Origin of the sequence: Flavobacterium tagetis (assembly GCF_016735615.1) — a bacterium.
Taxonomy (GTDB): domain Bacteria; phylum Bacteroidota; class Bacteroidia; order Flavobacteriales; family Flavobacteriaceae; genus Flavobacterium; species Flavobacterium tagetis.
Genome location: NZ_JAERSF010000003.1, coordinates 225,814 through 250,085, shown reverse-complemented (window position 1 = coordinate 250,085; position 24,272 = coordinate 225,814). Strand labels below are relative to the sequence as shown.

General features: G+C 33.8%; 23 protein-coding genes. 20 read left to right on the top strand and 3 right to left on the bottom strand.

The annotated features are described in order from the left end of the window. Nucleotides 1–6: 6 nt before the first annotated feature. The 4 genes from JI750_RS15240 (at nt 7) to JI750_RS15225 (ending at nt 5,564) form a co-directional block, all read left to right on the top strand. The gene (locus tag JI750_RS15240; RefSeq protein ID WP_202003725.1) at nt 7–723 is read left to right on the top strand and encodes a thioredoxin domain-containing protein; all 717 of its coding nucleotides are present in this window, start codon (nt 7–9) and stop codon (nt 721–723) included. A gap of 150 nt (nt 724–873) precedes the next feature. Further along, the gene (locus tag JI750_RS15235; RefSeq protein ID WP_202003722.1) at nt 874–2,496 is read left to right on the top strand and encodes a sulfatase-like hydrolase/transferase; all 1,623 of its coding nucleotides are present in this window, start codon (nt 874–876) and stop codon (nt 2,494–2,496) included. 119 nt (nt 2,497–2,615) lie between these two features. Further along, complete coding sequence (locus JI750_RS15230; protein WP_202003719.1) at nt 2,616–3,875, top strand: YeiH family protein; 1,260 nt, start codon at nt 2,616–2,618, stop codon at nt 3,873–3,875. Nucleotides 3,876–3,908: 33 nt separating this feature from the next. Then, nucleotides 3,909–5,564: an arylsulfatase gene (locus JI750_RS15225; RefSeq protein ID WP_202003716.1), complete on the top strand. Its 1,656-nt coding sequence runs from the start codon at nt 3,909–3,911 to the stop codon at nt 5,562–5,564. Between the two features lie 132 nt (nt 5,565–5,696). Here the strand turns inward: JI750_RS15225 and rocD are convergent, their stop codons facing one another. After that, nucleotides 5,697–6,947: an ornithine--oxo-acid transaminase gene (rocD, locus tag JI750_RS15220; RefSeq protein ID WP_202003713.1), complete on the bottom strand. Its 1,251-nt coding sequence runs from the start codon at nt 6,945–6,947 to the stop codon at nt 5,697–5,699. Nucleotides 6,948–7,171: 224 nt separating this feature from the next. On the opposite strand from rocD, the gene JI750_RS15215 reads away from it, so the two are divergent. From JI750_RS15215 to JI750_RS15200, 4 genes are all read left to right on the top strand, one after another. Beyond that, nucleotides 7,172–7,624: an Lrp/AsnC family transcriptional regulator gene (locus JI750_RS15215; protein ID WP_202003710.1), complete on the top strand. Its 453-nt coding sequence runs from the start codon at nt 7,172–7,174 to the stop codon at nt 7,622–7,624. 109 nt (nt 7,625–7,733) lie between these two features. Beyond that, the gene (locus JI750_RS15210; protein ID WP_202003707.1) at nt 7,734–8,507 is read left to right on the top strand and encodes a dienelactone hydrolase family protein; all 774 of its coding nucleotides are present in this window, start codon (nt 7,734–7,736) and stop codon (nt 8,505–8,507) included. A gap of 39 nt (nt 8,508–8,546) precedes the next feature. Next, nucleotides 8,547–9,521 (top strand): DUF3667 domain-containing protein, encoded by a 975-nt coding sequence (locus JI750_RS15205; protein WP_202003704.1) that lies wholly within the window; start codon nt 8,547–8,549, stop codon nt 9,519–9,521. A 9-nt stretch (nt 9,522–9,530) separates the two neighbouring features. Further along, entirely contained in the window at nt 9,531–10,547 is a 1,017-nt protein-coding gene (locus tag JI750_RS15200; RefSeq protein ID WP_202003701.1) for a M28 family peptidase, read from the top strand. A gap of 170 nt (nt 10,548–10,717) precedes the next feature. Here the strand turns inward: JI750_RS15200 and rho are convergent, their stop codons facing one another. Beyond that, entirely contained in the window at nt 10,718–12,562 is a 1,845-nt protein-coding gene (gene rho, locus JI750_RS15195; protein WP_202003699.1) for a transcription termination factor Rho, read from the bottom strand. Between the two features lie 181 nt (nt 12,563–12,743). Between rho and JI750_RS15190 the strand changes: the two genes are divergently transcribed. The 3 genes from JI750_RS15190 (at nt 12,744) to JI750_RS15180 (ending at nt 14,882) form a co-directional block, all read left to right on the top strand. After that, nucleotides 12,744–13,154, top strand: coding sequence for a DUF4293 domain-containing protein (locus JI750_RS15190; RefSeq protein ID WP_202003696.1), 411 nt, complete (start codon nt 12,744–12,746; stop codon nt 13,152–13,154). A 147-nt stretch (nt 13,155–13,301) separates the two neighbouring features. Beyond that, nucleotides 13,302–13,961, top strand: coding sequence for a response regulator transcription factor (locus tag JI750_RS15185; protein WP_202003694.1), 660 nt, complete (start codon nt 13,302–13,304; stop codon nt 13,959–13,961). Between the two features lie 12 nt (nt 13,962–13,973). Further along, nucleotides 13,974–14,882, top strand: a complete 909-nt coding sequence (locus JI750_RS15180; protein ID WP_202003691.1) for a sensor histidine kinase — start codon at nt 13,974–13,976, stop codon at nt 14,880–14,882. Here JI750_RS15180 and JI750_RS15175 read toward each other — a convergent pair whose 3' ends face one another. Next, nucleotides 14,883–15,377: a metallophosphoesterase family protein gene (locus JI750_RS15175; RefSeq protein ID WP_202003688.1), complete on the bottom strand. Its 495-nt coding sequence runs from the start codon at nt 15,375–15,377 to the stop codon at nt 14,883–14,885. 245 nt (nt 15,378–15,622) lie between these two features. Between JI750_RS15175 and truA the strand changes: the two genes are divergently transcribed. The 9 genes from truA to JI750_RS15130 all read left to right on the top strand — a co-directional run bounded on the left by truA (nt 15,623) and on the right by JI750_RS15130 (nt 24,264). Beyond that, the gene (truA, locus tag JI750_RS15170) at nt 15,623–16,357 is read left to right on the top strand and encodes a tRNA pseudouridine(38-40) synthase TruA (protein WP_202003685.1); all 735 of its coding nucleotides are present in this window, start codon (nt 15,623–15,625) and stop codon (nt 16,355–16,357) included. 99 nt (nt 16,358–16,456) lie between these two features. After that, a complete protein-coding gene (locus tag JI750_RS15165) occupies nt 16,457–18,211 on the top strand; it encodes an ABC transporter ATP-binding protein (RefSeq protein ID WP_202003682.1) in 1,755 nt (584 codons plus the stop codon). A 180-nt stretch (nt 18,212–18,391) separates the two neighbouring features. Continuing rightward, the gene (locus JI750_RS15160) at nt 18,392–18,685 is read left to right on the top strand and encodes a ubiquitin-like protein (RefSeq protein ID WP_236673060.1); all 294 of its coding nucleotides are present in this window, start codon (nt 18,392–18,394) and stop codon (nt 18,683–18,685) included. Between the two features lie 473 nt (nt 18,686–19,158). Beyond that, a complete protein-coding gene (locus tag JI750_RS15155) occupies nt 19,159–19,743 on the top strand; it encodes an NUMOD4 domain-containing protein (RefSeq protein WP_202003679.1) in 585 nt (194 codons plus the stop codon). A gap of 200 nt (nt 19,744–19,943) precedes the next feature. Next, nucleotides 19,944–21,332, top strand: a complete 1,389-nt coding sequence (gene lpdA / locus JI750_RS15150; protein ID WP_073416603.1) for a dihydrolipoyl dehydrogenase — start codon at nt 19,944–19,946, stop codon at nt 21,330–21,332. Nucleotides 21,333–21,548: 216 nt separating this feature from the next. Then, entirely contained in the window at nt 21,549–22,298 is a 750-nt protein-coding gene (locus JI750_RS15145; protein ID WP_202003676.1) for a DUF2314 domain-containing protein, read from the top strand. A 155-nt stretch (nt 22,299–22,453) separates the two neighbouring features. Continuing rightward, nucleotides 22,454–22,960, top strand: coding sequence for a TPM domain-containing protein (locus JI750_RS15140; RefSeq protein WP_202003673.1), 507 nt, complete (start codon nt 22,454–22,456; stop codon nt 22,958–22,960). Nucleotides 22,961–23,109: 149 nt separating this feature from the next. Then, complete coding sequence (locus JI750_RS15135; RefSeq protein ID WP_202003670.1) at nt 23,110–23,499, top strand: DUF1801 domain-containing protein; 390 nt, start codon at nt 23,110–23,112, stop codon at nt 23,497–23,499. A gap of 30 nt (nt 23,500–23,529) precedes the next feature. Next, complete coding sequence (locus tag JI750_RS15130; protein ID WP_202003667.1) at nt 23,530–24,264, top strand: DUF2625 domain-containing protein; 735 nt, start codon at nt 23,530–23,532, stop codon at nt 24,262–24,264. Nucleotides 24,265–24,272: the final 8 nt, after the last annotated feature.

Genomic DNA, 24,272 nt, shown 5'->3' with positions numbered 1-24,272 from the left:
CTCAAGATGAAAAATCAAATTTTAAAAACCAGTATAACAGCAATTGCCTTCTTTTGGGCAGTTGCTGCTTTTTCACAAAATGAAAACCACAGTTCTTTACCGTTAGATTCATTTTATTCGAAAATAAAAAGCCAAAAAAATCCACAGATTGTTGATGCTAGAACGTCTGAAGAATTTGCTTTAAACCATATTGAAGGCGCAGTAAACTTTAATCTTCAATCTGAAAATTATGCGCAATCTGTTGCTAAACTAGATAAATCAAAACCTGTTTTTATTTATTCTATCGGAGCTGGCAGAAGTGTTGCTTTAGAAAAAGAATTATTAAAAAATGGTTTCTCAGAAGCCTATAGTTTAGAGGGCGGAATTGCAAATTGGATTGGGAACGGAAAACCCTTTTATTCTAATCTGAAAAGTAAATTGTCATTAGCCGAATTCAATAAAATTATAGCTGAAAATAAAACAGTTTTAGTTGATATTGGTTCGAAATACTGTGGTGCTTGCAAAAAAGTGAAACCAATTTTAGAAACCATTAGAGCAGAATACGGAAATAATTTAAAAATCGTAGAGATTGAATTAGAAGATAGTCCGCAAGTTATTGCCGATTTAAAAACGGTAAAAGTCTTTCCTACTTTGATTTTATATGAAAATGGGAAAATTATTTTTAAGAAAGAAGGAATTAACGATTTGAAAAACGAAGTTGATGTTGCGTTGGCTTCTAAATAACGTTTTTTCATCCAGTTTGTCATCCTGAGAAACGAAGGATCACACTCGAAAATCTACAAAGATTGTCGACTCTGATTGCGGAATTACTTTTGTGATCCTTCGTTCCTCAGGATGACAAAATACTAATACAAACCATCCAAAAAGCAAACTATGGCAACCTATAAAAAAATAACAAAAATTGTTATCCCCATTTTAATAGTGCTTCTCATTCTGGCAGCGTTTTTATTATGGCCAATTAATACCGATGGCACTTTAATACAAGAAGATCAGAAACTGGCAGAGGGTAAAAAAACTTTTTTAGCATCTAAGCCAACTATTGATTCAGTTTCAGGAAAAAAGACCAATGTCATTATCTTGCTTGCTGATGATTTAGGAAAATATGATATTTCGCTCTACGGCGGAAAATCGACTCCTACTCCGCAGATTGATTCTCTGGCTGCTTCTGGCGTTACTTTTACTGACGGTTACGCTTCAGCTGCAATTTGTTCGCCATCGCGTGCTGGATTAATTACGGGAAGGTATCAAGAACGTTTTGGACACGAATATCAGCCTGGCGACCGTTATCCTAAAAACAATCTGGAATATTATGCTTTTAAGTATTTACTGAATACCGATGGTTGGAGATTGAATAATAAAATCAATTACCCAAATGAAGCTTCTATCAAAACACAAGGTCTTCCGAAATCTGAAATTACTTTTGCCGATTTAGCCAAAAGGCAAGGTTACAGCACCGGAATTATTGGAAAATGGCACTTAGGCCACAACAAAGGTTTCTTTCCTTTAGACCGTGGTTTCGATTATCATTACGGATTTTATCAAGCATTTTCATTGTATGTTCCAGAAGACGACAATCCCGATATCATTAATCATCATCATAAAGATTTTACCGATAAAATGATTTGGGGTAATGGACGTGTCGGAATCGGAAAAATTCGTCGCGATACTACTGTTATTGACGAAAAAGCCTATTTAACTGAAAAATTTGCTGAAGAAGCCGAAGCTTTTATTGATAAAAATAAAAACAAACCTTTCTTGCTTTACATTCCTTTTAACGCGCCGCATACGCCATTTCAGGTTCGCAAAAAATATTACGATCGTTTTTCGAATGTCAAAGACGAAAATAAACGTGTTTATTTTGCCATGATCAGTGCTTTAGATGATGCGATTGGAAGAATTCGTGAGAAAGTAAAAAAGGAAGGACTTGAAGACAATACTTTAATCATTTTTGCCAGCGATAACGGTGGTGCTGATTATACTTTTGCTACCACAAATGCACCTTTAAAGGGTGGCAAATTTTCGCATTTTGAAGGCGGAATCAATGTTCCGTTTGCACTTTCGTGGAAAGGAAAAATAAAACCGCACACTATATACAAACAGCCTGTCAGTACTTTAGATTTTTTCACAACTATTGCAGCTGCGATTGGCTCTGATTTACCAAAAGACAGAGTTTATGACGGAGTAGATTTAGTGAAAACGGTCAATGAAAATAAAACAGCGCACAAAGATTTATACTGGCGTTCTGGCGATGCAAAAGCCATTAGAAGCGGTGACTGGAAATTAATCATTAGCGGAAAAACACAAGAAAAATGGCTGTATAATCTAGCCTCAGATAAATCGGAAACAACAGACCTCTCACAAAAAAATCCTGAAAAGGTAAAAGAATTGCAAACTGCGCTGCAAACTTGGGAAAATGGTTTAATAAAACCTCTTTGGCCAAACTTGACGTATTATGAGTTCAATTTTGGAAAACAGAAGTACTTTGTTGATTTGTAAGCACAGTTCATGATACCTGCAAGGTTTCCAAAACCTTGTAGGTTTAATTTTTAACTGCTCGAAATAATTATTTAATACCTACAAGGTTTTAGAAACCTTGCAGGAAAGAAAAAAATCAAATGTCAACCGCAACAAAATTTACCATTCACGAAGATTGGACTGTCGTTATTCTCGGTTTTCTCATTATCGGAATCTCACTTTTTATTTTTCTTCCAGAAGTTCCCATTTTTAAATGGACAAACGAAACTGATTTAATTGCCAATGTATTCCAAATCAAAAACCTTCAAATTATAGGGCTCCAATTTATTTATTTCCTTTTAATTGGAATTATCGGAACTTTTTTAGTTGGAAAATCAGTTAGAAATTTCATTCTTGCATTTCCAATAGTTTATTTCCTTACCTTAATTGCGTTAATTCTTGCCGGAAATGCAAAAATCAAAGCATTAAATCTGGAAGCAGTTATTTTCAGTTTAATAATCGGATTAATAATTGGAAATTTATTCAACCTTCCAGAATGGTTTCGTTCTGCTTTATCAACTGAGCTTTTTGTCAAAATTGGCTTGGTTCTATTGGGCTCGAGTGTTATTTTTTCAGACATTCTAAAAGCAGGATCTTTAGGGTTAATTCAAGCTTTGGTTGTTGTTTTATCCGTCTGGTATTTCGCTTTTTGGCTTTGCCGAAAATTAAAAATTGATGATGAATTAACTATGATGATTTCGAGTGCTGTTTCTATCTGTGGCGTTTCGGCGGCGATTGCAACTTCTGGAGCTATAAAAGGAGATTCTAAAAAATTATCTTATGTAATTTCTATCGTTTTGGTCACAGCAATTCCAATGATGATTTTTATGCCTATGATTGCTAAATATTTTAATTTTCCTGAAGAAGTCACAGGAGCTTGGCTCGGAGGAAGCATTGATACTTCTGGCGCTGTGGTTGCTTCTGGAACTTTGGTTGGCGAAACGGCATTAAAAATCAGTACCATTGTAAAGTTTTCTCAAAACGTTTTATTAGGAATTGCTGCTTTTGCCATTTCTATTTATTGGACTTATACACACAACAAATCGGGAGAAGTTTTAGAATCAAAACCATCACTTTATGTCATCTGGGAACGTTTTCCAAAATTTGTTATTGGGTTTATTGGCGCTTCTATAGTTTTCTCTTTTTTTATTACACCCGAAACTAGAGAAACTGTAAAAGAAAGTTTAAAGAATCTGCAGGGACTTTGGTTTGCTTTGGCATTTACAAGTATCGGTTTAGAAACCAATTTCAAAGATTTGCTTCAAAACAATAGCAAAAAACCTCTGATTACTTTCTTAATCGCACAGTTATTTAATATCATCATTACGCTTATCATTGCTTTTTTACTCTTTAGCAAATAATTTAAAGAGAGCTTTAAAACAAAATATAATACTATGAATACCAAACTAAAAAACATTTTACTTTCTTTCCTTCTCTCAGGAACGGCATGTATTTACAAATTAAATGCACAAAATAATGCTTCAAAACCAAATATTATTTTGATTTTGGTCGACGACATGGGTTATTCGGATTTAGGAAATTATGGCTCCGAAATTAGCACTCCAAATCTAGATCGATTGGCAAAAGAAGGAACACGCCTTCGCGAATTTTACAATAACTCCATCTGCGCGCCTACGAGAGCTTCCTTATTAACGGGACAATATCAGCATAAAGCTGGCGTAGGTTTTTTTGATGTTAATCTGGGTTTGCCAGCATATCAAGGTTATTTAAACAAAGAATCTCTGACATTAGGTGAAGTTTTTCGCTCAGGCGGATACAGCACGCTTTTATCAGGAAAATGGCATGTTGGTTCTGAAGATCAAGCGCAGTGGCCTAACCAAAGAGGCTTTGATAAATTTTATGGCATCTTAAAAGGCGCTTCTAATTATTTTGACACCAAACCTTTGCCTTTTGGAAAAACGCCTTATCCAGTAAAATTAATTCGTAATAATGAAGAGCTGCACCCAAAAGATGATTCTTACTATTTTACAGATGAAATCGGTAATAATGCGGTCACTTTCTTAGACGAACAAAACAAAGAAAATAAGCCTTTCTTTTTGTACTTAGCTTTTACAGCGCCTCACTGGCCATTACAGGCAAAACCTGTTGATATTGCAAAATATAGAGGCAAATTTGATCAAGGTTGGGATGTTTTAAGAGAAAAACGAATTGAGAAATTAAAAGCTAATGGCATCTTACCACCAAATCAAACTGTTTCGGCAAGAGATCCTGAAGTTCCAGAATGGAGCAAACTGACTTATGATGAGAAACAATTCTGGAAAGCAAAAATGGAAGTCTATGCTGCAATGGTTGACAATATGGATCAGAATGTGGGCAAAGTTTTGAATAAGCTAAAAGAACTGAAAAAGGATAAAAACACACTAATTATTTTTATTTCTGATAATGGCGCTCAAGGCGGATTTAATACCTACAATCCGTTAGGGAGAGGTTTGGTTCGAAATGACGGACCTGTGGGTTCTTCTGGCTCTTTTGATTATCAGGAGCAAAACTGGGCATATTTATCAAATACACCTTTACAAGATTATAAAAACAATATGCACGAAGGCGGATTCAGTTCTCCATTCATCGCTTGGTATCCTTCAAAAATTAAAGCAGGAAGAATCGATAAAGGAACCGGACATATTATAGATCTTGCTCCCACTTTCTACGAATTGGCCGGGATTGAATATCCTAAAGTTTTAAATGGAATAAACTCTAATCCGCTTCCTGGAAAAAGTTTACTGCCAGTTTTATTTGACAATGTTTCAGAAGTAAACCGTGGCGCTCCTTTATTCTGGGAAAGAGCTGGAAACAGAGCCGTTAGAGAAGGAAAATGGAAATTGGTTTCTATTTATCCGTCTTATCAATGGGAGCTTTACAATCTTGAAACAGACCGTGGGGAAACAACAAACGTTGCGGCACAAAATCCTGGAATTGTAAATGATCTTTCGGCAAAATACTTCGACTGGGCAGATAAAACAGGAGTTGTAGAATACAGCAAATTCAAACAAAAAGGAGAATTGATTCCGGGCTCAGCTCCAAAGAAATAATTACTTTTTTGATATTTTAGTAATTATGACAAAAAGCAATTGTCACTACAGCAGTCGCTTTTTAAACAAAAATGGTCTACAAAAAAAGCAGCAAGTAATTTGCTGCTTTTATTTTTAAATTATTAGAAAGAATTATTTAAACTCATTCAAAGATTTCTCGATAATCTCAAGACATTCATTAATTTGCTCTTCGGTCATTACCAAAGGTGGTGCTAATCTAATTTTGTTTCCATGAGTTGGTTTTGCCAATAATCCGTTATCTCTAAATTTCAAACAGATTTCCCAAGCCAAATCAGATTCTTCGTCTGTATTGATTACAATTGCATTCAAAAGACCTTTTCCGCGAACCAGCGTAATTAAGTTATTTTTTTCGGCGATTTTATTTAATCCATCTCTTAAAATAACTCCCAAACGTTCTGCATTTTCAGCCAGTTTTTCGTCTTTAATCACTTCCAAAGCTGCAATCGCTACGGCCGCCGCAACAGGATTTCCTCCAAAAGTAGATCCGTGCTGTCCTGGCTTAATCACATTCATGATTTCGTCATTGCATAAAACAGCCGAAACTGGGTAAACTCCGCCAGAAATTGCTTTTCCTAAAATCAAAACATCTGGCTGTACATTTTCATGATGAACTGCTAACAGTTTTCCTGTACGCGCAATTCCTGTCTGAACCTCATCTGCAATAAAAAGTACATTGTGTTTTTCGCAAAGTGCTTTTGCTTTCGCTAAATAGCCTTCAGAGGGAACGTAAACTCCTGCTTCACCTTGAATTGGTTCTACTAAAAATCCTGCAATATTTTTAGATGAATTTAAAGCGTTTTCTAAAGCTTCCAAATTATCATATTTAATTTTAATGAAACCATCTGTAAAAGGTCCGAAGTTTTTGCGTGCTGTTTCATCATTCGAAAATGAAATGATAGTTGTAGTTCTTCCGTGAAAGTTATTCTCGCACACAATAATTTGCGCTTGATTTTCTGGAATCCCTTTTACTTCATAAGCCCATTTTCTAGAAATTTTCAAAGCTGTTTCAACTGCTTCAGCACCTGTATTCATTGGAAGAACTTTATCGAAACCAAAATAATTCGTTACATATTCTTCGTAGTTTCCTAATTTATCGTTGTAAAAAGCGCGAGAAGTCAAAGTCAGTTTTTGCGCCTGTTCTACCATTGCATTCACAATTTTTGGATGGCAATGACCCTGATTTACCGCAGAATAAGCAGATAAAAAATCATAATATTTCTTTCCGTCAACATCCCATACATATACACCTTCTCCTCGTTCTAAAACTACAGGAAGCGGATGGTAATTATGAGCTCCATATTTGTTTTCTTTTTCAATCAAAACTTCTGATTTTGACGAAAGTGTTTTTTCAGTACTTATCATAAATATGCTTTTTATTTCTACAAAAATATTAAAATTAAACAAATAACAATCCAAAAAACATAATTTTGACTTAAATGTAACAAAATAAAAGTCAAAACTTAAATTTAAACACCTCGAAAAAGGCATATTTATTTTTGAGAAATGTGATTCAATGTCTGTTTATTAAAAAAAAGAATTACTTTTATGAATCGCAAAAGACTCAATTTTAAAACGATTTTTACTGAATGGAATTATTAGACGAATTTGATATTAGTATCCTAAAAGAATTAGAAAAAGACGGAAGAATGGCTTTCTCTTCTATCGCCACTAATCTTAAAATATCAAATACAATGGTGCATCAGCGTATTAATAGAATGATTGAACAAGGTGTAATTGGCGGAATAAAACCCATTATTCAAGAAAAGAAAATTGGGTACGACTGGGCTTCTTTTACTGGACTCTCATTAAACAAAGATTCTGATTCTGAAAGAATTATAGAAGCTCTTAAAGAAATCCCTGAGATTACAGAATGCTATTATGTAACTGGTTCTTTTACGCTTTATATAAAAATCATTGCGAAAAATCATGAACACATGCGCCGAATCCTTTATGAAAAAATTGATGGAATTCCAGGCATTGACAAAACCGATTCTATTGTGGAACTGGGCTGTGCTTTTAAACGAAATATATCATTATAAAAAAGAAAATATTCTTTTAAAATATTGGCTACAAAACCTCACAAGAATTTACTTGTGAGGTTTTTTTGTAACATAATATTTCTGATATTTGTTAAAAATTGAAGAAATCATGAAAAACTCCATAATCATTTTATTCAGTGCAATCTTATTCTCAAATCTTATGAATGCGCAATTAAAACCAGTAAAATATACAGAAGGAAGCCAACAGCTAAACGGCTTATTTATAAAATCTGCTAAAAAAAGCAGTAACAATCCAGGAATCTTACTTTTACCAGCGTGGCTAGGAATTGATAATGCTTCTAAAGGAATTGCAGAAGAATTATCTAAACTGGGCTATCACGTTTTTATCGCCGATATTTATGGTGAAGGAAATTATCCAAAAAACACAGGTGAAGCAGGAAAACAGGCTGGTTTTTATAAAACTAATTATGAAGCTTATCAAAAACGTATTGATGCTGCTTTGAAAGAATTAGTCAAATCTGGTGCAAATGCTGACAATATTGTTGCTATTGGATATTGCTTTGGAGGAAGCGGGGTTCTTGAAGCTGCCCGAGGGCATTTGAATGTAAAAGGTATTGCTTCTTTTCACGGCGGTTTAGGAAAAGATGCGAGCAGAAAAAATGAACCAATTTCTACAAAAGTTCTTATTTGCCATGGAGCTGATGATCCTTTTGTTTCAAAAGACGAAATTACCGCTTTTCAACAGGAAATGCGTGATGGCAAAGCAGACTGGGAAATGATTTATTATGCAAATGCGGTTCACTCTTTTACAAACCCTGAAGCTGGAAGCGATAACTCTAAAGGCGCTGCATATAATGCTATTGCCGCAAAAAGATCTTTTGACCATTTACAGCTTTTCTTAAACGAAGTCCTGAAAAAATAATTTTAAAAACTACCAGAACAAATCAATTTACATAAACCAATGTCACATAATAAAATTAGAGAAGACAAAACTTGTCTAAACTGCAGGCATGTTGTCGAACAAAAATACTGCCCCAACTGCGGACAAGAAAACAGCGATAGCCGAAAAACTTTTCATCACTTATTTGTTCATTTCTTTGAAGATTTAACGCATTACGAAAATGCTTTTTGGAAGACCATTAAAAATCTATTGTTCAAGCCTTCAACACTTACAAAAGAATACCTTTCAGGAAAACGTTTGTCTTATCTTGCACCGGTTCGACTTTACATTTTTATAAGTTTTATTACCTTTTTGTTAATTGCAATGTTTCCAAACAATGTAGGTGAAAAAATTGATAAAAGTGAAGAAGCACTTAACAAAGAACTCTCTAAGGCTACTGACAGTCTAAATATAAGCAGAAAGGACGACAAAAGATACTTTCATTTTAAAACGATGAAAGAAATTGATTCGATTCAAAAATATGGAAAACCAAATGAAAAGCTAAATGCTTCATCTTATTGGTTTTCTAAAAAAGCAATACACGTAACGGAAAAATATACCAAAAAAGAGATTTATGAAAAATTCGTTGAATCGTTCTTTCATAACCTGCCTAAAATCCTCTTCATAATCATGCCGTTTTTTGCTTTTTTCCTGTGGCTTTTTCATAATAAAAAGAGATGGTATTATTTTGATCATGGAATTTTCACACTCCACTATTTTTCTTTCCTATTACTGATTTTCCTCATCATGTTTATCATCGACAGAGTAATTGGTCTTTTTGGAGAAGATAGTCCGCTGTCTTTTATATCATCAATTACAACATTTGCAGGAACCATTTGGATGTGCTATTATTTTTATCCTGCACATCACCGTTTTTATGGCGAGTCAAGAATAGTATCTTTTATAAAAAGCTTCTTCTTGTTTATTATAAATTCTCTTTTTATCCTATTTTTACTCACTTTATACGTTCTTTACACATTTATTAATTTACACTAACTATAAGAAATGAAAAAAATACTCATTTTATTCTTAATTGTCTCTGCGTATTCTTGTAAAACTGCGCAGTCAACTACAACTAAAGACAATTCGGATCCAACAAAATACGTAAAAGCTATCAGCGAAAAAGATCTTAAAAAAATGCTTTATACTGTTGCTTCTGATGAAATGGAAGGCCGCGAAACTGGTTCTAAAGGACAGAAAAAAGCAGGTCTTTATATGATCGAACAATACAAAAAAAGCGGAATTTCTTTTCCAAAAGGAGCTTCAGACTTCTATCAGCCAGTTCCTGCTACATTTATGAATGCAAGACGCAATCAAAACCTTCCAGATTCTGAAAATATCTGGGCTTACATTGAAGGTTCAGAAAAACCAAATGAAGTTTTAGTAATTTCTGCACACTATGATCACGTGGGAATTAAAGATGGTGAAGTTTATAATGGTGCTGACGATGATGGTTCTGGAACTGTAGCTGTGATAGAAATGGCTAAAGCTTTTGCTAAAGCTAAAAAACAAGGTCATGGCCCAAAACGTTCTATTTTGTTTCTTCATGTAACTGGTGAAGAACATGGTTTACACGGATCTCGTTATTATTCTGAAAATCCATTATTCCCTATCGCAAACACAATTGCCGATATCAACATCGACATGATCGGACGCCGCGACGTTGAGCATTCAAATACAAACAACTACGTTTATGTAATTGGTGCTGACAGATTATCTTCTGATTTACACAATGCTGTTGTAGCTCAAAACGAAAAATACATCAAAATGGACTTAGATTTTAAATTTAATGATCCTAAAGATCCAAACCATTTCTATGAGCGTTCTGACCATTACAACTTTGCAAAACACGGTATTCCAGCTGTTTTCTTCTTCAACGGAGTTCACGAAGACTACCACGGAAAAGGCGACGAACCTCAAAAAATTGAATATGACGCTTTAACTAAAAGAACAAAACTGGCTTTTGTTGTAGCTTGGGATTTAGCTAATAGAGAGAATAGACCTGTAGTTGATAAAAAATAGGTGCAAAGGTTCAGAGGTGCAAAGGTTCAAAGATTATTAGACAAGAACCTATACTGCAAAAATTAAAAAAACAAAAAGGGATGAATTTTAAAATTCATCCCTTTTTTATATTTATAAATTCCAAAAGAAAACCTCAGAACCTTTGTAACTTTGAACCTTTGCTCCTTAAATTAGTCATTCATAGAAATCAAAAACTCCTCATTATTCTTCGTTTTCTTGAAACGGTCGTTTACAAAGTCCATAGATTCTACTGGATTCATATCTGATAGATACTTACGCATAATCCACATTCTTTGTAATGTTTTCTCGTCTAATAATAAGTCATCACGACGTGTACTTGACGATGTAAGATCGATTGCAGGGAAAATACGTTTATTAGCTATCTTACGGTCTAATTGAAGTTCCATGTTACCCGTTCCTTTAAATTCCTCGAAGATAACTTCGTCCATTTTAGAACCAGTTTCTGTTAATGCAGTTGCGATGATACTTAAAGAACCTCCGTTTTCTACATTTCTAGCCGCTCCAAAGAAACGTTTTGGTTTTTGCAATGCGTTTGCATCCACACCTCCACTTAATACTTTTCCAGATGCTGGCTGAACTGTATTGTACGCTCTTGCTAAACGTGTAATCGAGTCTAAAAGAATCACAACATCATGACCGCATTCCACTAAACGTTTTGCTTTTTCAAGAACGATATTTGCGATTTTAACGTGCTCTTGTGGCTCTCTATCAAAAGTTGAAGCGATAACTTCTCCACGAACACTTCTTTGCATATCTGTAACCTCCTCAGGACGCTCATCAATAAGAAGAACAATCAAATAAACTTCTGGGTGGTTAGCTGCAATTGCGTTTGCAATATCTTTAAGAAGCATTGTTTTACCTGTTTTAGGCTGTGCAACGATCATACCACGCTGACCTTTACCTATTGGTGAAAACAAATCTATAATTCTTGTTGAAATAGAACTGCCTTTTTCGGCTAGTTTGAATTTTTCTGAAGGAAAAACTGGTGTCAAGTGTTCGAAAGAAACTCTATCACGAACTACTTGCGGATCGTGTCCGTTAATTTTTAATACACGAACCAATGGGAAAAACTTCTCTCCTTCTTTTGGAGGACGAACTACTCCTTTTACAGTATCTCCGGTTTTTAAACCAAATAATCTGATTTGTGAAGTTGATAAATAAATATCGTCTGGAGAAGCTAAATAATTATAGTCTGATGAACGTAAAAATCCGTAACCGTCTGGCATCATTTCTAAAACACCTTCACTTTCAATAATCCCATCAAATTCAAAGTCTGAATCTCTGAAGTTATTATTGTTCTTTTTATTCTTGTGATTAGGATTTTGGTTATTGTGATTTCCGTTTCCATTGCCATTCCCGTTCTGATTTTGGTTCTGATTCGGGTTTTGATTTTGGTTCTGGTTCTGATTTTTATTCTGATTCGGATTAATCTTTTTTGCAGGAGCTTGTGTAGTTTTTTCAGCTGTTTCTGCTGTTGGCTCAGAAACAATTGATTCTGATGGAGTTGACTCTACAGTTTCGTCAGTAGCAGCTACTTCTTTTACTGTTTCTTTCTCTTTTTTCAGCGCTACTTTTTTCTCGTATGCCTGTTTATTAAATTTTCCACCTTTTGGCTCCTTTTTTATCGCCGGTGTTTTATTTTCCTCTACTACTTCAGTTGCCACTTCTGCAATTGGCTGAGCTGTTTCAGCAGTATCGTTTTTTTGAACAGTTTCCTCTACTTTATCAAATTCTAAAACGGGAGCATTTTTTGTATTTGCTGCTTTGGTTTTTACTGGCGCAATTCTAGCACGTTTTGGCTTTTCTTCTTTAGCTTCAGCAACAACCTTTGTTTGAGAAGCTTCAGCAGGCGCAGTAGTGCTCTCTTGGTGTGCTAAAATCTGACTAATTAAAGTCTCTTTTTTGACACCGGTAATCTTTATTGTTTTAGCTAACTTAGCTATTTCTTGAAGCTCAGAAAGCTTCATTTCTTTTAATGCAGAAATATCAAACATGAATGTTCTATGAATTTAATTATTTTAAGGAATACTGTAAAAAGAATAGGTAGATAATTAATTTGAATTGACCGCAGTATGAAGTGCTTACGGTATTATGATGCAATAATACGAATAAAATTTTATCATACAATAGTATTTTAAAAAAAGAAAATATATTTTTGTAAAACATTTTTAGACCATGATACAAAGAATTCAGACTGTATATTTATTTCTAGCTTTTGCTGCAACTGGCATTTTAATGCTTTTTGTTCCGCTTTGGACAACTAGTGCAGGAAAACCATTCTTTTTTATGCAGGATCAACTTTATGCGGTTTTATTAGGCTTAACAACTATGCTTAGTATTGTCAGCATTATTTCATTTAAAAAGAGACAAAATCAGTTTGTGCTAAACAGACTTAATATAATATTAAATTTAATTTTATTAGGATTATTTGTATATCGATCACTAAATTTATCTGGAGGGACTGAGGTCTCTGAGAAAGGTATTGGGATGTTCATGCCAATTGTCGCTATCGTGTTATTAGTTTTAGCTAATAAGGCCATCAAAAAGGACGAAGATCTTGTAAAATCTGTTGATCGTTTGAGGTAAACCTATAAACTTAGTTTATTTTGTGCGAAGAAAAACCCGAATTTTGATTCGGGTTTTTTTTGTCTTATTATATTATAAATCAAGCCTAAAGAGTACAATAAGAATATACCTTTCGTGATAAATTTGTATTTTCAAATTCAAATAATCATGACACCAAAAATAAGGATTCATCTTGCAGATGATCATCAGGTCTTAATTGATGGACTATCCAACTTGCTTCAAACTGTTTCAAACTTTGAAGTGGCAGGAACTTCACTAGACGGCACTACTGTTTATGATGATGTTATGAAAGACGAAGCCGATATTTTGATTTTAGATATCAGCATGCCCAAAAAAGATGGCATTGAAACTCTGAAAGAATTTAACGAAAAACAACTGCCTTGCAAAGTCATTATTTTATCAAGCTATGATGATCTAAAAATCATAAAAGAAGTAATGAAATTAGGTGCAAAAGGCTATTTGACAAAAAACTGCGCTGGCGAAAATATTATCGAAGCCGTTGAAGCTGTTTATCAAGGACAAGAATACTTTAGCGACGGCGTGAGAGAAAAAATCTTCAACACTTTTAGAGACAACCCAAAACTAAACTCAAATATAGTTATAGAAAATCCAGTCTTAAGCCGACGAGAGATTGAAATTATCATTTTAATTGGTTTAGAATATAGCGGAAAAGAAATCAGCGAAAAACTTTTTATCAGCTCACATACTGTCGAAACACATCGCAAAAATATCATGAAAAAGCTTAATATAAAAAGCACAATAGGCCTGGTAAAATATGCCCTCAAAAACAATTTGATTAACCCTTAAAAATTGCTTTTTATGATTCGCCTAAAGTTCTTTATAACTCTCCTTTTGCTGATTATTTTTGAAGGAAATAGTATCGCACAGCCAAAAGACCTGGCAGAAGTTCCGCAAACTGAAATAAACGGCAAAAGTGCATTTAATAATCTTACCAAATCAGAACAGTTACGGAACAAAAAAATCGTCAGTTTATCTATTATACTCACTGTTATCATTTTTCTTTTGTTTTACTTTTTATACCAGAATAACAAACTAAAACAAAAGATAAAACGAAAAGACACCAAACAGAAAATCCTTCTTGACATTATTAATTCTGGCATAGATTCTCAAGAAGTAGAACGCAAAAAAATTGCTTCTTTTCTGCACGACAACATCAATTCACTTTTGTCTTCTGTAGGATTACATTTAAATACTTTTACAGCGCAAAACAATATAAAATCGGACGAAATACAAAAAGCAAAGACCATTCTCTCCGAAGCACATGAACTTTTAAGAGATATGTCTCACGATCTTGTTCCTTCTCTTTTGGTCCGTTTTGGACTAATTTATGCCTTGGAAGATTTATGCGAAAAGAATTCTAATTCTGCCATTGAATTTGAATTTTCAAGCTCCATTTCGACAAGCAGAAGATACGTCGAGAAATTTGAAATGAAGATTTATTTCATTGTCACAGAACTATTCAGCAATATTACCAACCATAGTAATGCCCAAAAGGCAAAACTTTCTTTAAACGAAAAAGAGAATCAATTAATCCTTCGCATTTATGATGACGGAATTGGTTTTAAAACTCAGAAATTGAAAGAAGCTGAAGGTTATGGTCTAAACAGAATTAGAGCTCGAATTAAAAAATACAAAGGTTCTTTATCAATTGTTTCTAAAGAAAATCTAGGAACTAAAATAAAAATTCAGATTCCGTTGCCTCATTAATTACTTCGCCCCTATTTCGATAATTTCTAAATCTTTAATTTTATCATCATCGATTACAAATCGAAGCATGGTTCTCACTTTATGAAAACCGCTTTTACCAGCCGCACCAGGATTCATATGCAATAAGTTGTTCTTTTTATCGAACATAACTTTTAAAATATGCGAATGACCGCAAATAAATAATTTTGGAGGATTCGCAGCCAATTCTTCCCTAACATTTTGATTGTATTTACCAGGATAGCCTCCAATATGCGTAATCCAAACCGATACGTTCTCGCATGAAAAACGATTATTTAACGGAAATTCTAATCGCGCCTTAGCATCGTCAATATTTCCATAAACCGCTCTTAAAGGTTTTAGCTTTTTAATTGTATCTGTCACAACCAAATCGCCAATATCTCCCGCATGCCAAACTTCATCTGCTTGAGCAACATATTTTAAAATTGTATCGTCAATGTGGCTATGGGTGTCTGACAGAAGTAGGATTTTGATCATTTTTTTAAGAGGCTAAGATTCTGAGGTGCTAAGATACTAAGTTTTTTTCTGCAGAGATGAACCCCAGTATATCTTTCATGTTGTTTACAATTTTGTTGTTTTACAATCTGATGTGAGACGCACTTCAGAAAGGTCTCTACAGATCTACTTTGTCACTAAAAAAGAAAAAACTTAGCAACTTAGAAGCTTAGAAGCTTAGTAACTTTTTTTCGTACCTTTACACCTCAGAACCTCTGTCCCTTAAAATGAGATATTTTATTCAATTCGCTTATAACGGAACCCATTATCATGGCTGGCAAATACAGCCTAACGCTTCTTCAGTTCAAGAAACTTTAAATAAGGCTTTTTCGGTTTTATTAAATCAAACGATCAGCATTATGGGTGCTGGAAGAACAGATACTGGAGTTCATGCAAGTGAAATGTATGGTCATTTTGACACAGAAAAGACTTTAGACATTCCGGTATTAATTCATAAATTGAATTCGTATTTACCAAAAGACATTGCGATTTTTGACATCATCGCGGTTCATGACGATGCCCATTGCCGATTTGACGCAACAAAGCGAACTTACGAATACCATATTAATACAGTAAAAAATCCGTTTTTACAGGAATTGAGCTGGTATGTTACACAAAAATTAGATGTGAATTTAATGAATGAAGCAGCGCAGTTATTATTGAACCATACCGATTTTCAGTGTTTTTCAAAAGTTAATACTGACGTAAACACATTTTATTGCACGGTTTTTGAGGCATATTGGAAACAAGAAAATGGAAAACTGATTTTTACCATTTCGGCAAATCGGTTTTTAAGAAATATGGTTCGCGCAATTGTGGGAACTTTGATTAATATAGGATTACACAAAATCACACTGGCAGATTTTGAAAATATTATTGCCAGCAAAAACAGAGAAAAAGCAGGGTTTTCTGTCCCAGCACATGGTTTATATTTAACCAATATTTATTACGATTATTTATAAGCTTTAGGCTTTAGACAATAAGCTTTAAGCTTATCCCTAACTACTTACAGCTAATAACTTACGGCCTAAAACCTAAAGCTTAAAGCATCAAAAAAATAAATGAAAGCAAAAGCATTCGACACAGGATTATTCAAACGAATTTTAAAATATACCCGCCCTTATAAATGGCGTTATTACGGCGTAATTATTTTTGCTATTTCGCTGTCTATTTTTGCCGCACTTCGTCCTTACTTGCTTAAAGAAACGGTCGACGGTTATATCAAAACTCATGATAAAATGGGATTGCTGATGTACATCATTTTGATGGGAGTAGTTTTATTGATGGAAGTTTTTTCTCAATTCTACTTCGTTTATTGGGCAAACTGGCTCGGACAAGATATTGTAAAAGACATTCGAACCAAACTTTTTCAACATATTTTGAGTTTCAGAATGAAGTATTTTGATTTGGTTCCGGTTGGACAACTTGTTACGCGTGCCGTTTCGGATATTGAATCGATTGCGCGTATTTTCAGCCAAGGTTTGTTTATGATTATAAGCGACTTGATGAAAATGGTCGTAGTTTTAATTTTCATGTTTTACATGAACTGGAAATTAACTTGGATTGTTGTAATTGCAATGCCAATTCTAGTTTATGTTACCAGAATTTTCCAACGCAAAATGCAGGTGGCTTTTGAAGAAGTAAGAACGCAGATTGCCAACATGAACTCGTTTGTACAGGAACGTGTAACAGGAATGAAAATCGTTCAGCTTTTTAACCGTGAAAAAATCGAAGCCGATAACTTTAAAGAAATCAACAACAAACATAGAGTAGCATGGATTAAGACCATTTTGTACAACTCGATCTTTTTCCCGATCGCAGATATTATTTCATCTATTACTTTAGGTTTGGTTGTAGTTTATGGCGGATTTAGAATTTTAAATGGAGATCATTTCACGACTTTTGGAGATTTGTTCTCATACACCATGTTTATCGGAATGCTGTTTAATCCGTTGAGACAAATTGCAGATAAATTTAACGAAATGCAATTAGGAATGATTGCTGCCAATCGTGTTTTTGATATTATCGATACACAAGATCATATTCAAGACACTGGAACAATTGAAGCGCCAGTTTTTAATGGACGAATTGACTTTAAAGACGTTCGTTTCAGTTATATTCCAGAAGAAGAAGTCATAAAAGGAATTGATTTATCGGTTTCTGCAGGACAAACTATTGCCATTGTAGGTTCTACAGGAGCAGGAAAATCGACGATTATTAACCTATTAAATCGTTTTTACGAAATCAATAGCGGAACAATCTGCATTGATGGAGAAAATATCGAAAATTATACTTTGGCTTCTTTAAGAAAACAAATCGCTGTTGTTTTACAAGATGTATTTTTGTTTGCCGATACAATTTACAACAATATTACTTTGCATAATCCTGCAATTACGAGAGATAAAGTTATTGATGCTGCAAAGAAAATTGGTGTTCATGATTTTATTATGAATCTTCCAGATAATTATGATTTTGATGTAAAAGAACGAGGCGTTATGCTTTCGTCTGGACAAAGACAGCTGATTGCTTTTTTGCGTTCGTATGTGAGCAACCCAAGTATTTTAATTTTGGATGAAGCGACTTCTTCTATCGACACCTATTCTGAAGAAATGATTCAGCGTGCGACAGAAACAATTACAAAAGGAAGAACTTCTATTATTATTGCACATAGATTAGCAACAATTGTAAATGCAGATAAAATTGTGGTGATGGATAAAGGCTTGATTGTAGAACAAGGAACGCATCAAGAATTACTCACTAAAACTGATGGCTATTACAAAAACCTGTACGATTCGCAATTTTCAGTAGCTAATTAGACTTGCGAAATATCCTACATCACTTAATCTCAAAATCTTACAAAGATTTAAATACTAAAACCATGATTATTCCCTGTATTTAAGGTAAAGTTATTTAATAATAACTCAATAATACCGCTTGCATTCTTACAAACAAATAACTAAGTTTGATGAATAAATAATCATTTTTGAAAAAAACCTATGAAGAAAAAATTACTTTTTATCGTTTTATTTTTAGCGTTTTCGCTTAATGCGTTCTCAATGCAAATTTTTGTAAAAACTTTGACTGGAAAAGTTATAACTATTGAGATCGAAAGTTCGGATACTATTGAAAATCTTAAGGCAAAAATATTCGATAAAGAAGGAATTCCTGTTGAATGCCAAAGAATCATATTTGCAGGAAAACAACTTGAAGATGGCAGAACACTGTCTGATTATAACATCCCAAAAGAAAGCACAGTGCACATGATTCTTAGAACTCCTCCTTGTAATTAATTTGTTTCTTAAAAAAAGAACTAAGTATTTAAAATACGTTTTAAAACTGGATTTTGATACGATTGTTTATTCAAGCTTCAAATACAATATAGGAAATCAAAAACACTCCTAAAAAGTGTGTAAGATTAAAAATAAAAGGGTTTGACTTTTAATTAAAGTCAAACCCTTTTTCATATGATCGTCGAATTGAGACGATTTTCATAAGTAAAAAGAAAATTAATAATTTCAAAAATTGGCTACATCAATAATTTAATAATTATTTAGCTATAAATTGACATTCGTTTCCTAAATTAAAAAACTGCAGTATTCACAAATTGTGAATTAAAATCCGACTAAAAACTGCTAAAAACGCTTTAAAACGTTAAATTAGCGTTATAGAAATCATAAAATTGACCTTTCACAATCAACTAGATAGCAAAAATTTTTGGTTTATTCTTTATCTTTGAGAGTATAGAAATCAAATGTAAAAGACAATGCCACAAAATAGATTTTATCCTGATGAAAAATTTAAAGAAATAGAAATAAATGCCTCATTACAATTAAGATACGCCATTTCAAATAGAGGTCGATTAATAAGTTTTACCGATGAAATTGAAAACGGCCGCATTCTTAAAGGAGGTTTAAGCGACGGATATCCGACTTTCCGTTTTAAGGTTAAAAAAGACGATAAAATCGTAAATAAATATCTCTTCTTATATAAGTTAGTTGCTCAATATTTTATTCCGAAAGAATCGGAAGAACAAACATATGTGCTGCACTTAGATTACAATAGAGCCAACGATGATGTACGTAATCTTCGCTGGGCAACAAAGCAGGAAATGATGGCGCACAGCCGTAAAAGTCCGCGCGTTATTCAGGCAAAAAAGAACTTAATTGAACACAATCTAAAAGCCGACGGACGAAAATTAACCACTACAAAAGTGATGTTAATTAAGAAAATCCTAGCAAGACCTGAACAAAAGACACGTCTTAAAATGATTGCAAAACAATTTGGCGTAAGCGAAATGCAGATCAGAAGAATTGCCAGCGGAGAAAACTGGGGACACGTGAAAATTTAATTGTGTTTGTAAAATGTTAAAGGTAAAATGTGAGATGTATGATATTCAAATCAACATTTCACATTTTACTTTTTTACATCTTACCTTTTTTTAAAATAAATCCTTAAATTCGCAAACACAAATAACAAAAGAAGAAATCGAAAGATGAGTTTCGGAAATACAAACTTCATTTTCGATAGTTAATACTAAAAGCAAAAAAAATGAAATACGACGTTATTGTTTTAGGAAGTGGTCCTGGAGGATATGTAACAGCGATTAGAGCTTCGCAATTAGGCTTTAAAACTGCTGTAGTAGAAAAAGAAAATCTTGGTGGAGTTTGCCTTAACTGGGGATGTATCCCAACAAAAGCGCTTTTAAAATCTGCTCAGGTTTTTGATTACCTTAAGCACGCTTCTGACTACGGATTGAAAGTTTCTGAATTTGACAAAGATTTTCCTGCAGTTATTCAACGCAGCCGTGGTGTTGCTGAAGGAATGAGCAAAGGTGTTCAATTCTTAATGAAAAAAAACAAAATTGACGTTATCGAAGGTTTTGGAAAACTAAAACCAGGGAAAAAACTTGACGTTACTGATAAAGACAATAAAGTTACAGAATATAGCGCTGATCACATTATCATCGCAACTGGAGCTCGTTCTCGCGAGTTGCCAAACTTACCTCAAGATGGTGTAAAAGTAATTGGATACCGTCAGGCAATGACTTTGCCAACTCAACCAAAATCTATGATTATTGTTGGTTCTGGAGCAATTGGAGTTGAGTTCGCTCACTTCTACAACTCAATGGGAACAGATGTTACTATCGTAGAATTTATGCCAAACGTAGTTCCTGTAGAAGACGAAGATATCTCAAAACAATTTGAGCGTTCTTTGAAAAAATCTGGAATTAAAGTAATGACTAACTCTTCTGTTGAGCGTATTGACACTACAGGAGCTGGAGTTAAAGCTTTCGTTAAAACAGCAAAAGGAGAAGAAGTTCTAGAAGCTGATATCGTACTTTCTGCAGTTGGAATTAAAACAAACATTGAAAATATCGGATTAGAAGAAGTTGGAATTGCTGTTGACAGAGATAAAATCTTAGTTAATGCTTACAACGAAACTAACATTCCAGGATACTACGCAATTGGAGACGTTACTCCAGGTCAAGCTTTAGCGCACGTTGCTTCTGCTGAAGGAATCAACTGTGTGGAGAAAATTAAAGGTCTTCACGTAGACCCAATCGATTACGGAAACGTTCCTGGTTGTACTTACGCAACTCCAGAAATCGCTTCTGTTGGTTTAACAGAAAAACAAGCAAAAGAGAAAGGTTACGAATTAAAAATTGGTAAATTCCCATTCTCAGCTTCTGGAAAAGCAAAAGCTGCTGGAAATGCTGACGGATTCGTAAAAGTAATCTTCGATGCTAAATACGGAGAATGGTTAGGATGCCACATGATTGGTGCTGGTGTTACAGATATGATTGCTGAAGCAGTTGTAGCTCGTAAACTAGAAACTACAGGTCACGAAATCCTTAAATCTATCCACCCTCACCCAACAATGAGCGAGGCTGTTATGGAAGCTGTAGCTGATGCTTACGGCGAAGTAATTCACTTGTAAAAATATACCGTTTTACGGTTATATATAATTCTCAATTTATAAAATCCGATTTGTGAAAACAGATCGGATTTTTTTATTCCTTCAAATTCAATTAAGATAATCGTCTGGTTTGGTCATCAAAAAGGGCTTCAAACAAATATCGAAAACAACTAAATTAGATTTCTGTCAAAGTAATAAAAAGATTACTTTTATAAATCATTATAAATATTCATTTTTATGGAAGAAACAAAAATATTCTACGCCGACGGAGAAAATCCAAAAATGATTGAGGCTTACAAAAAGGCTCAAGAAACCTTTAAATATTTCTGGAGAGAATTATCTTGGGAATATAGACGAATAGTTCCAGGATTGGATGTAGCTTGCGTAAAACTGGCTTTTACTCAAGAAATAGACGGAGAAACTATCGTAGAACATATGTGGATTAACGATGTAAACTTTGATGGTGAAAACATATACGGAATTTTAGTAAATGATCCCGATGAACTAACTAATGTAAACAATGGAGACGAAATTGCAATTCCGATAAATCAGATTAGTGACTGGCTGTTTGCTATTGATGGCCAAACTTATGGAGCATTTACAATTCAAGCAATGCGCTCTGAGATGAGCGAAGATGAAAGAGAATCGCATGATGAAGCTTGGGGATTAGATTTTGGAGATTTCAATGATGTTCTAGTTGTGAATGAACAAAAAGAAAAACCTGAAAATCTGATTGAACACCCAATGAGCAAAAACATGAAAGAAAGTCTTATTGAATTCGTTGCCAATAACCCCGAAGAAGTATCCAACCAAGACGAATTAGGCTATACTTTTCTACATCGTGAAACTATTGCAGGCAATCAGACATCTGTTGAAGTTTTATTAGAATCTGGCGCAGATAGAAATGCAAAAACCGCAACAGGCAAAACTGCTTTAGATTTTGCAAAAGAATTAAAGTGGGATCATTTATTGCCTTTATTGCAATAGAAAACTTTAAAATCCGATTTGTGAAAAACAGGTCGGATTTTCATTTTTATAAAAACTCTTTTTTTTCAAATCCAAATCAAAACTATTCTATTTTTCATCTGTTTAAAATTAAAGAATATGCTACTTTTGCTGCACCAAATCTAATATGCCACAGAATGAAAAAATTATTCTTTACGCTAGTGCTGTTCACCTCAGTTCTTTTATCTGCCCAAACAAAAACCGACACCGATTTTGCTTCACGTTTAAAAGGCACATTTGCTCAATCAACTGACTGTGTCAACGATTTCGAAAAAGTATTAAAACCAGAAGAACTCAAGTATTTAAACACTACTCTAAACACTTTCGAAAAAAAATACCTTTACAAAATTGTTATTATAACAACTCCTTCTTTCGCGCCATTTCAGTCTTTTGATGAGTTTGCAATGGATCTTGATAAATTTTTATCAAAAGATCCACGATTAGATCCTACCCTATTAATTGTTGTCAGCAAATCATTACGCCAAATTCAAGTTTTAAGCGTAAATTTTATAAAATATAAATTAACCGAAGAGGAAACACAAAATATAATTAGTACGTATTCTATTCCAGAACTTAAAAAAGGGAATTATTACAAAGCCTTAGAACTTGCTTCAAATGAGTTCATGAAAAAATTACAACAATAAAATCAATAAATGTAGCAAAATCCGATTTGTATTAGCAGATCGGATTTTTTATTTATCTTGTCAGTTTCATAACAAGATTACAATAAAAATAATCCTGAGATCTTTTATAACTTTATCAAAAATCAGTACCTAATTAAAAATCAATTATTATGAAATCAGAAATTCAGACTTATAATAATTCACAGACCGCTGAAGATAAAGAAATCTGCGATCTTCTTTATAACTTAATAGACCAGAATTTAACCGAATCTGAAAACAAAATCTGGCATGCGCATCCTGTTTGGTTTTTAGACGGAAATCCAATTGTAGGCTACAGTAAACTAAAAGGTTCTGTTAGATTGCTTTTCTGGAGCGGACAATCTTTTGAAGAAGAAAAACTACAAAACGAAGGATCGTTTAAAGCAGCAGAAATGCGTTATACAAACGCTAATCAAATTAACGAAGAAGATTTAAAACGCTGGCTCGAAAAAAGCATAGAAATTCAATGGGATTATAAAAATATCGTCAAACGAAAAGGAGTTCTGCTTCGACTAAAATAACCAATTAACTCAAAAACAATAAAACCTAAAATGAAATTTTTTCCCTTAATCGCCTTTATTTTTTTAACCCATACAACCTTTTCACAAACAAAAATGCGACCACTAAATGAACTTATCGATCAGACAGATTCTGGCTGGAAATTAGTAAAAGAATGGGCAAATACAGCCAAAAACAAAGTAGAAATTCTTCCAGCAGATCCTCAAAAAGCTAAAGACGCTTTATACAACACCCAAGTTACAACCAGTTCGCCAATGGGGGCTATAGTGTATAAAACTGGCGGAATTTTAATTGATAATGGCTGGATCAGAATTCTTGGTTCTGGAAGCCAAAAACTTAATAGAAGCCTACCTGATTGGAACAAAGGAAAATCTTTTAAAGAGTTTGGAGAAGCTCCTTCTTTCTTTTTAATTGCAGACGATGCTCTAGGCGGTTTTTACCTATTAAACGGAGGCGCATTGGGAACAGATCTTGGAAAAGTATATTATTTTGCCCCAGACAATCTAGAATACGAACAACTTGATATTACTTATTCTGAGTTTTTAGAGTTTTGTTTCAATAATGATTTAGACAAATATTATGCTGGAAACCGTTGGGAAAACTGGAAAAAAGACCTTACAGCATTACATGGCGATCAGGTTTTTAATTTTTATCCTTTTCTATGGACTGAAGAAGGAAACGATATCAACAAAGTTCAGAGAAAAATGATTCCTATTGAAGAACAATACAACCTTAATTTAGATCTCCGAAAACAACTTGGACATTAACCCAAAAA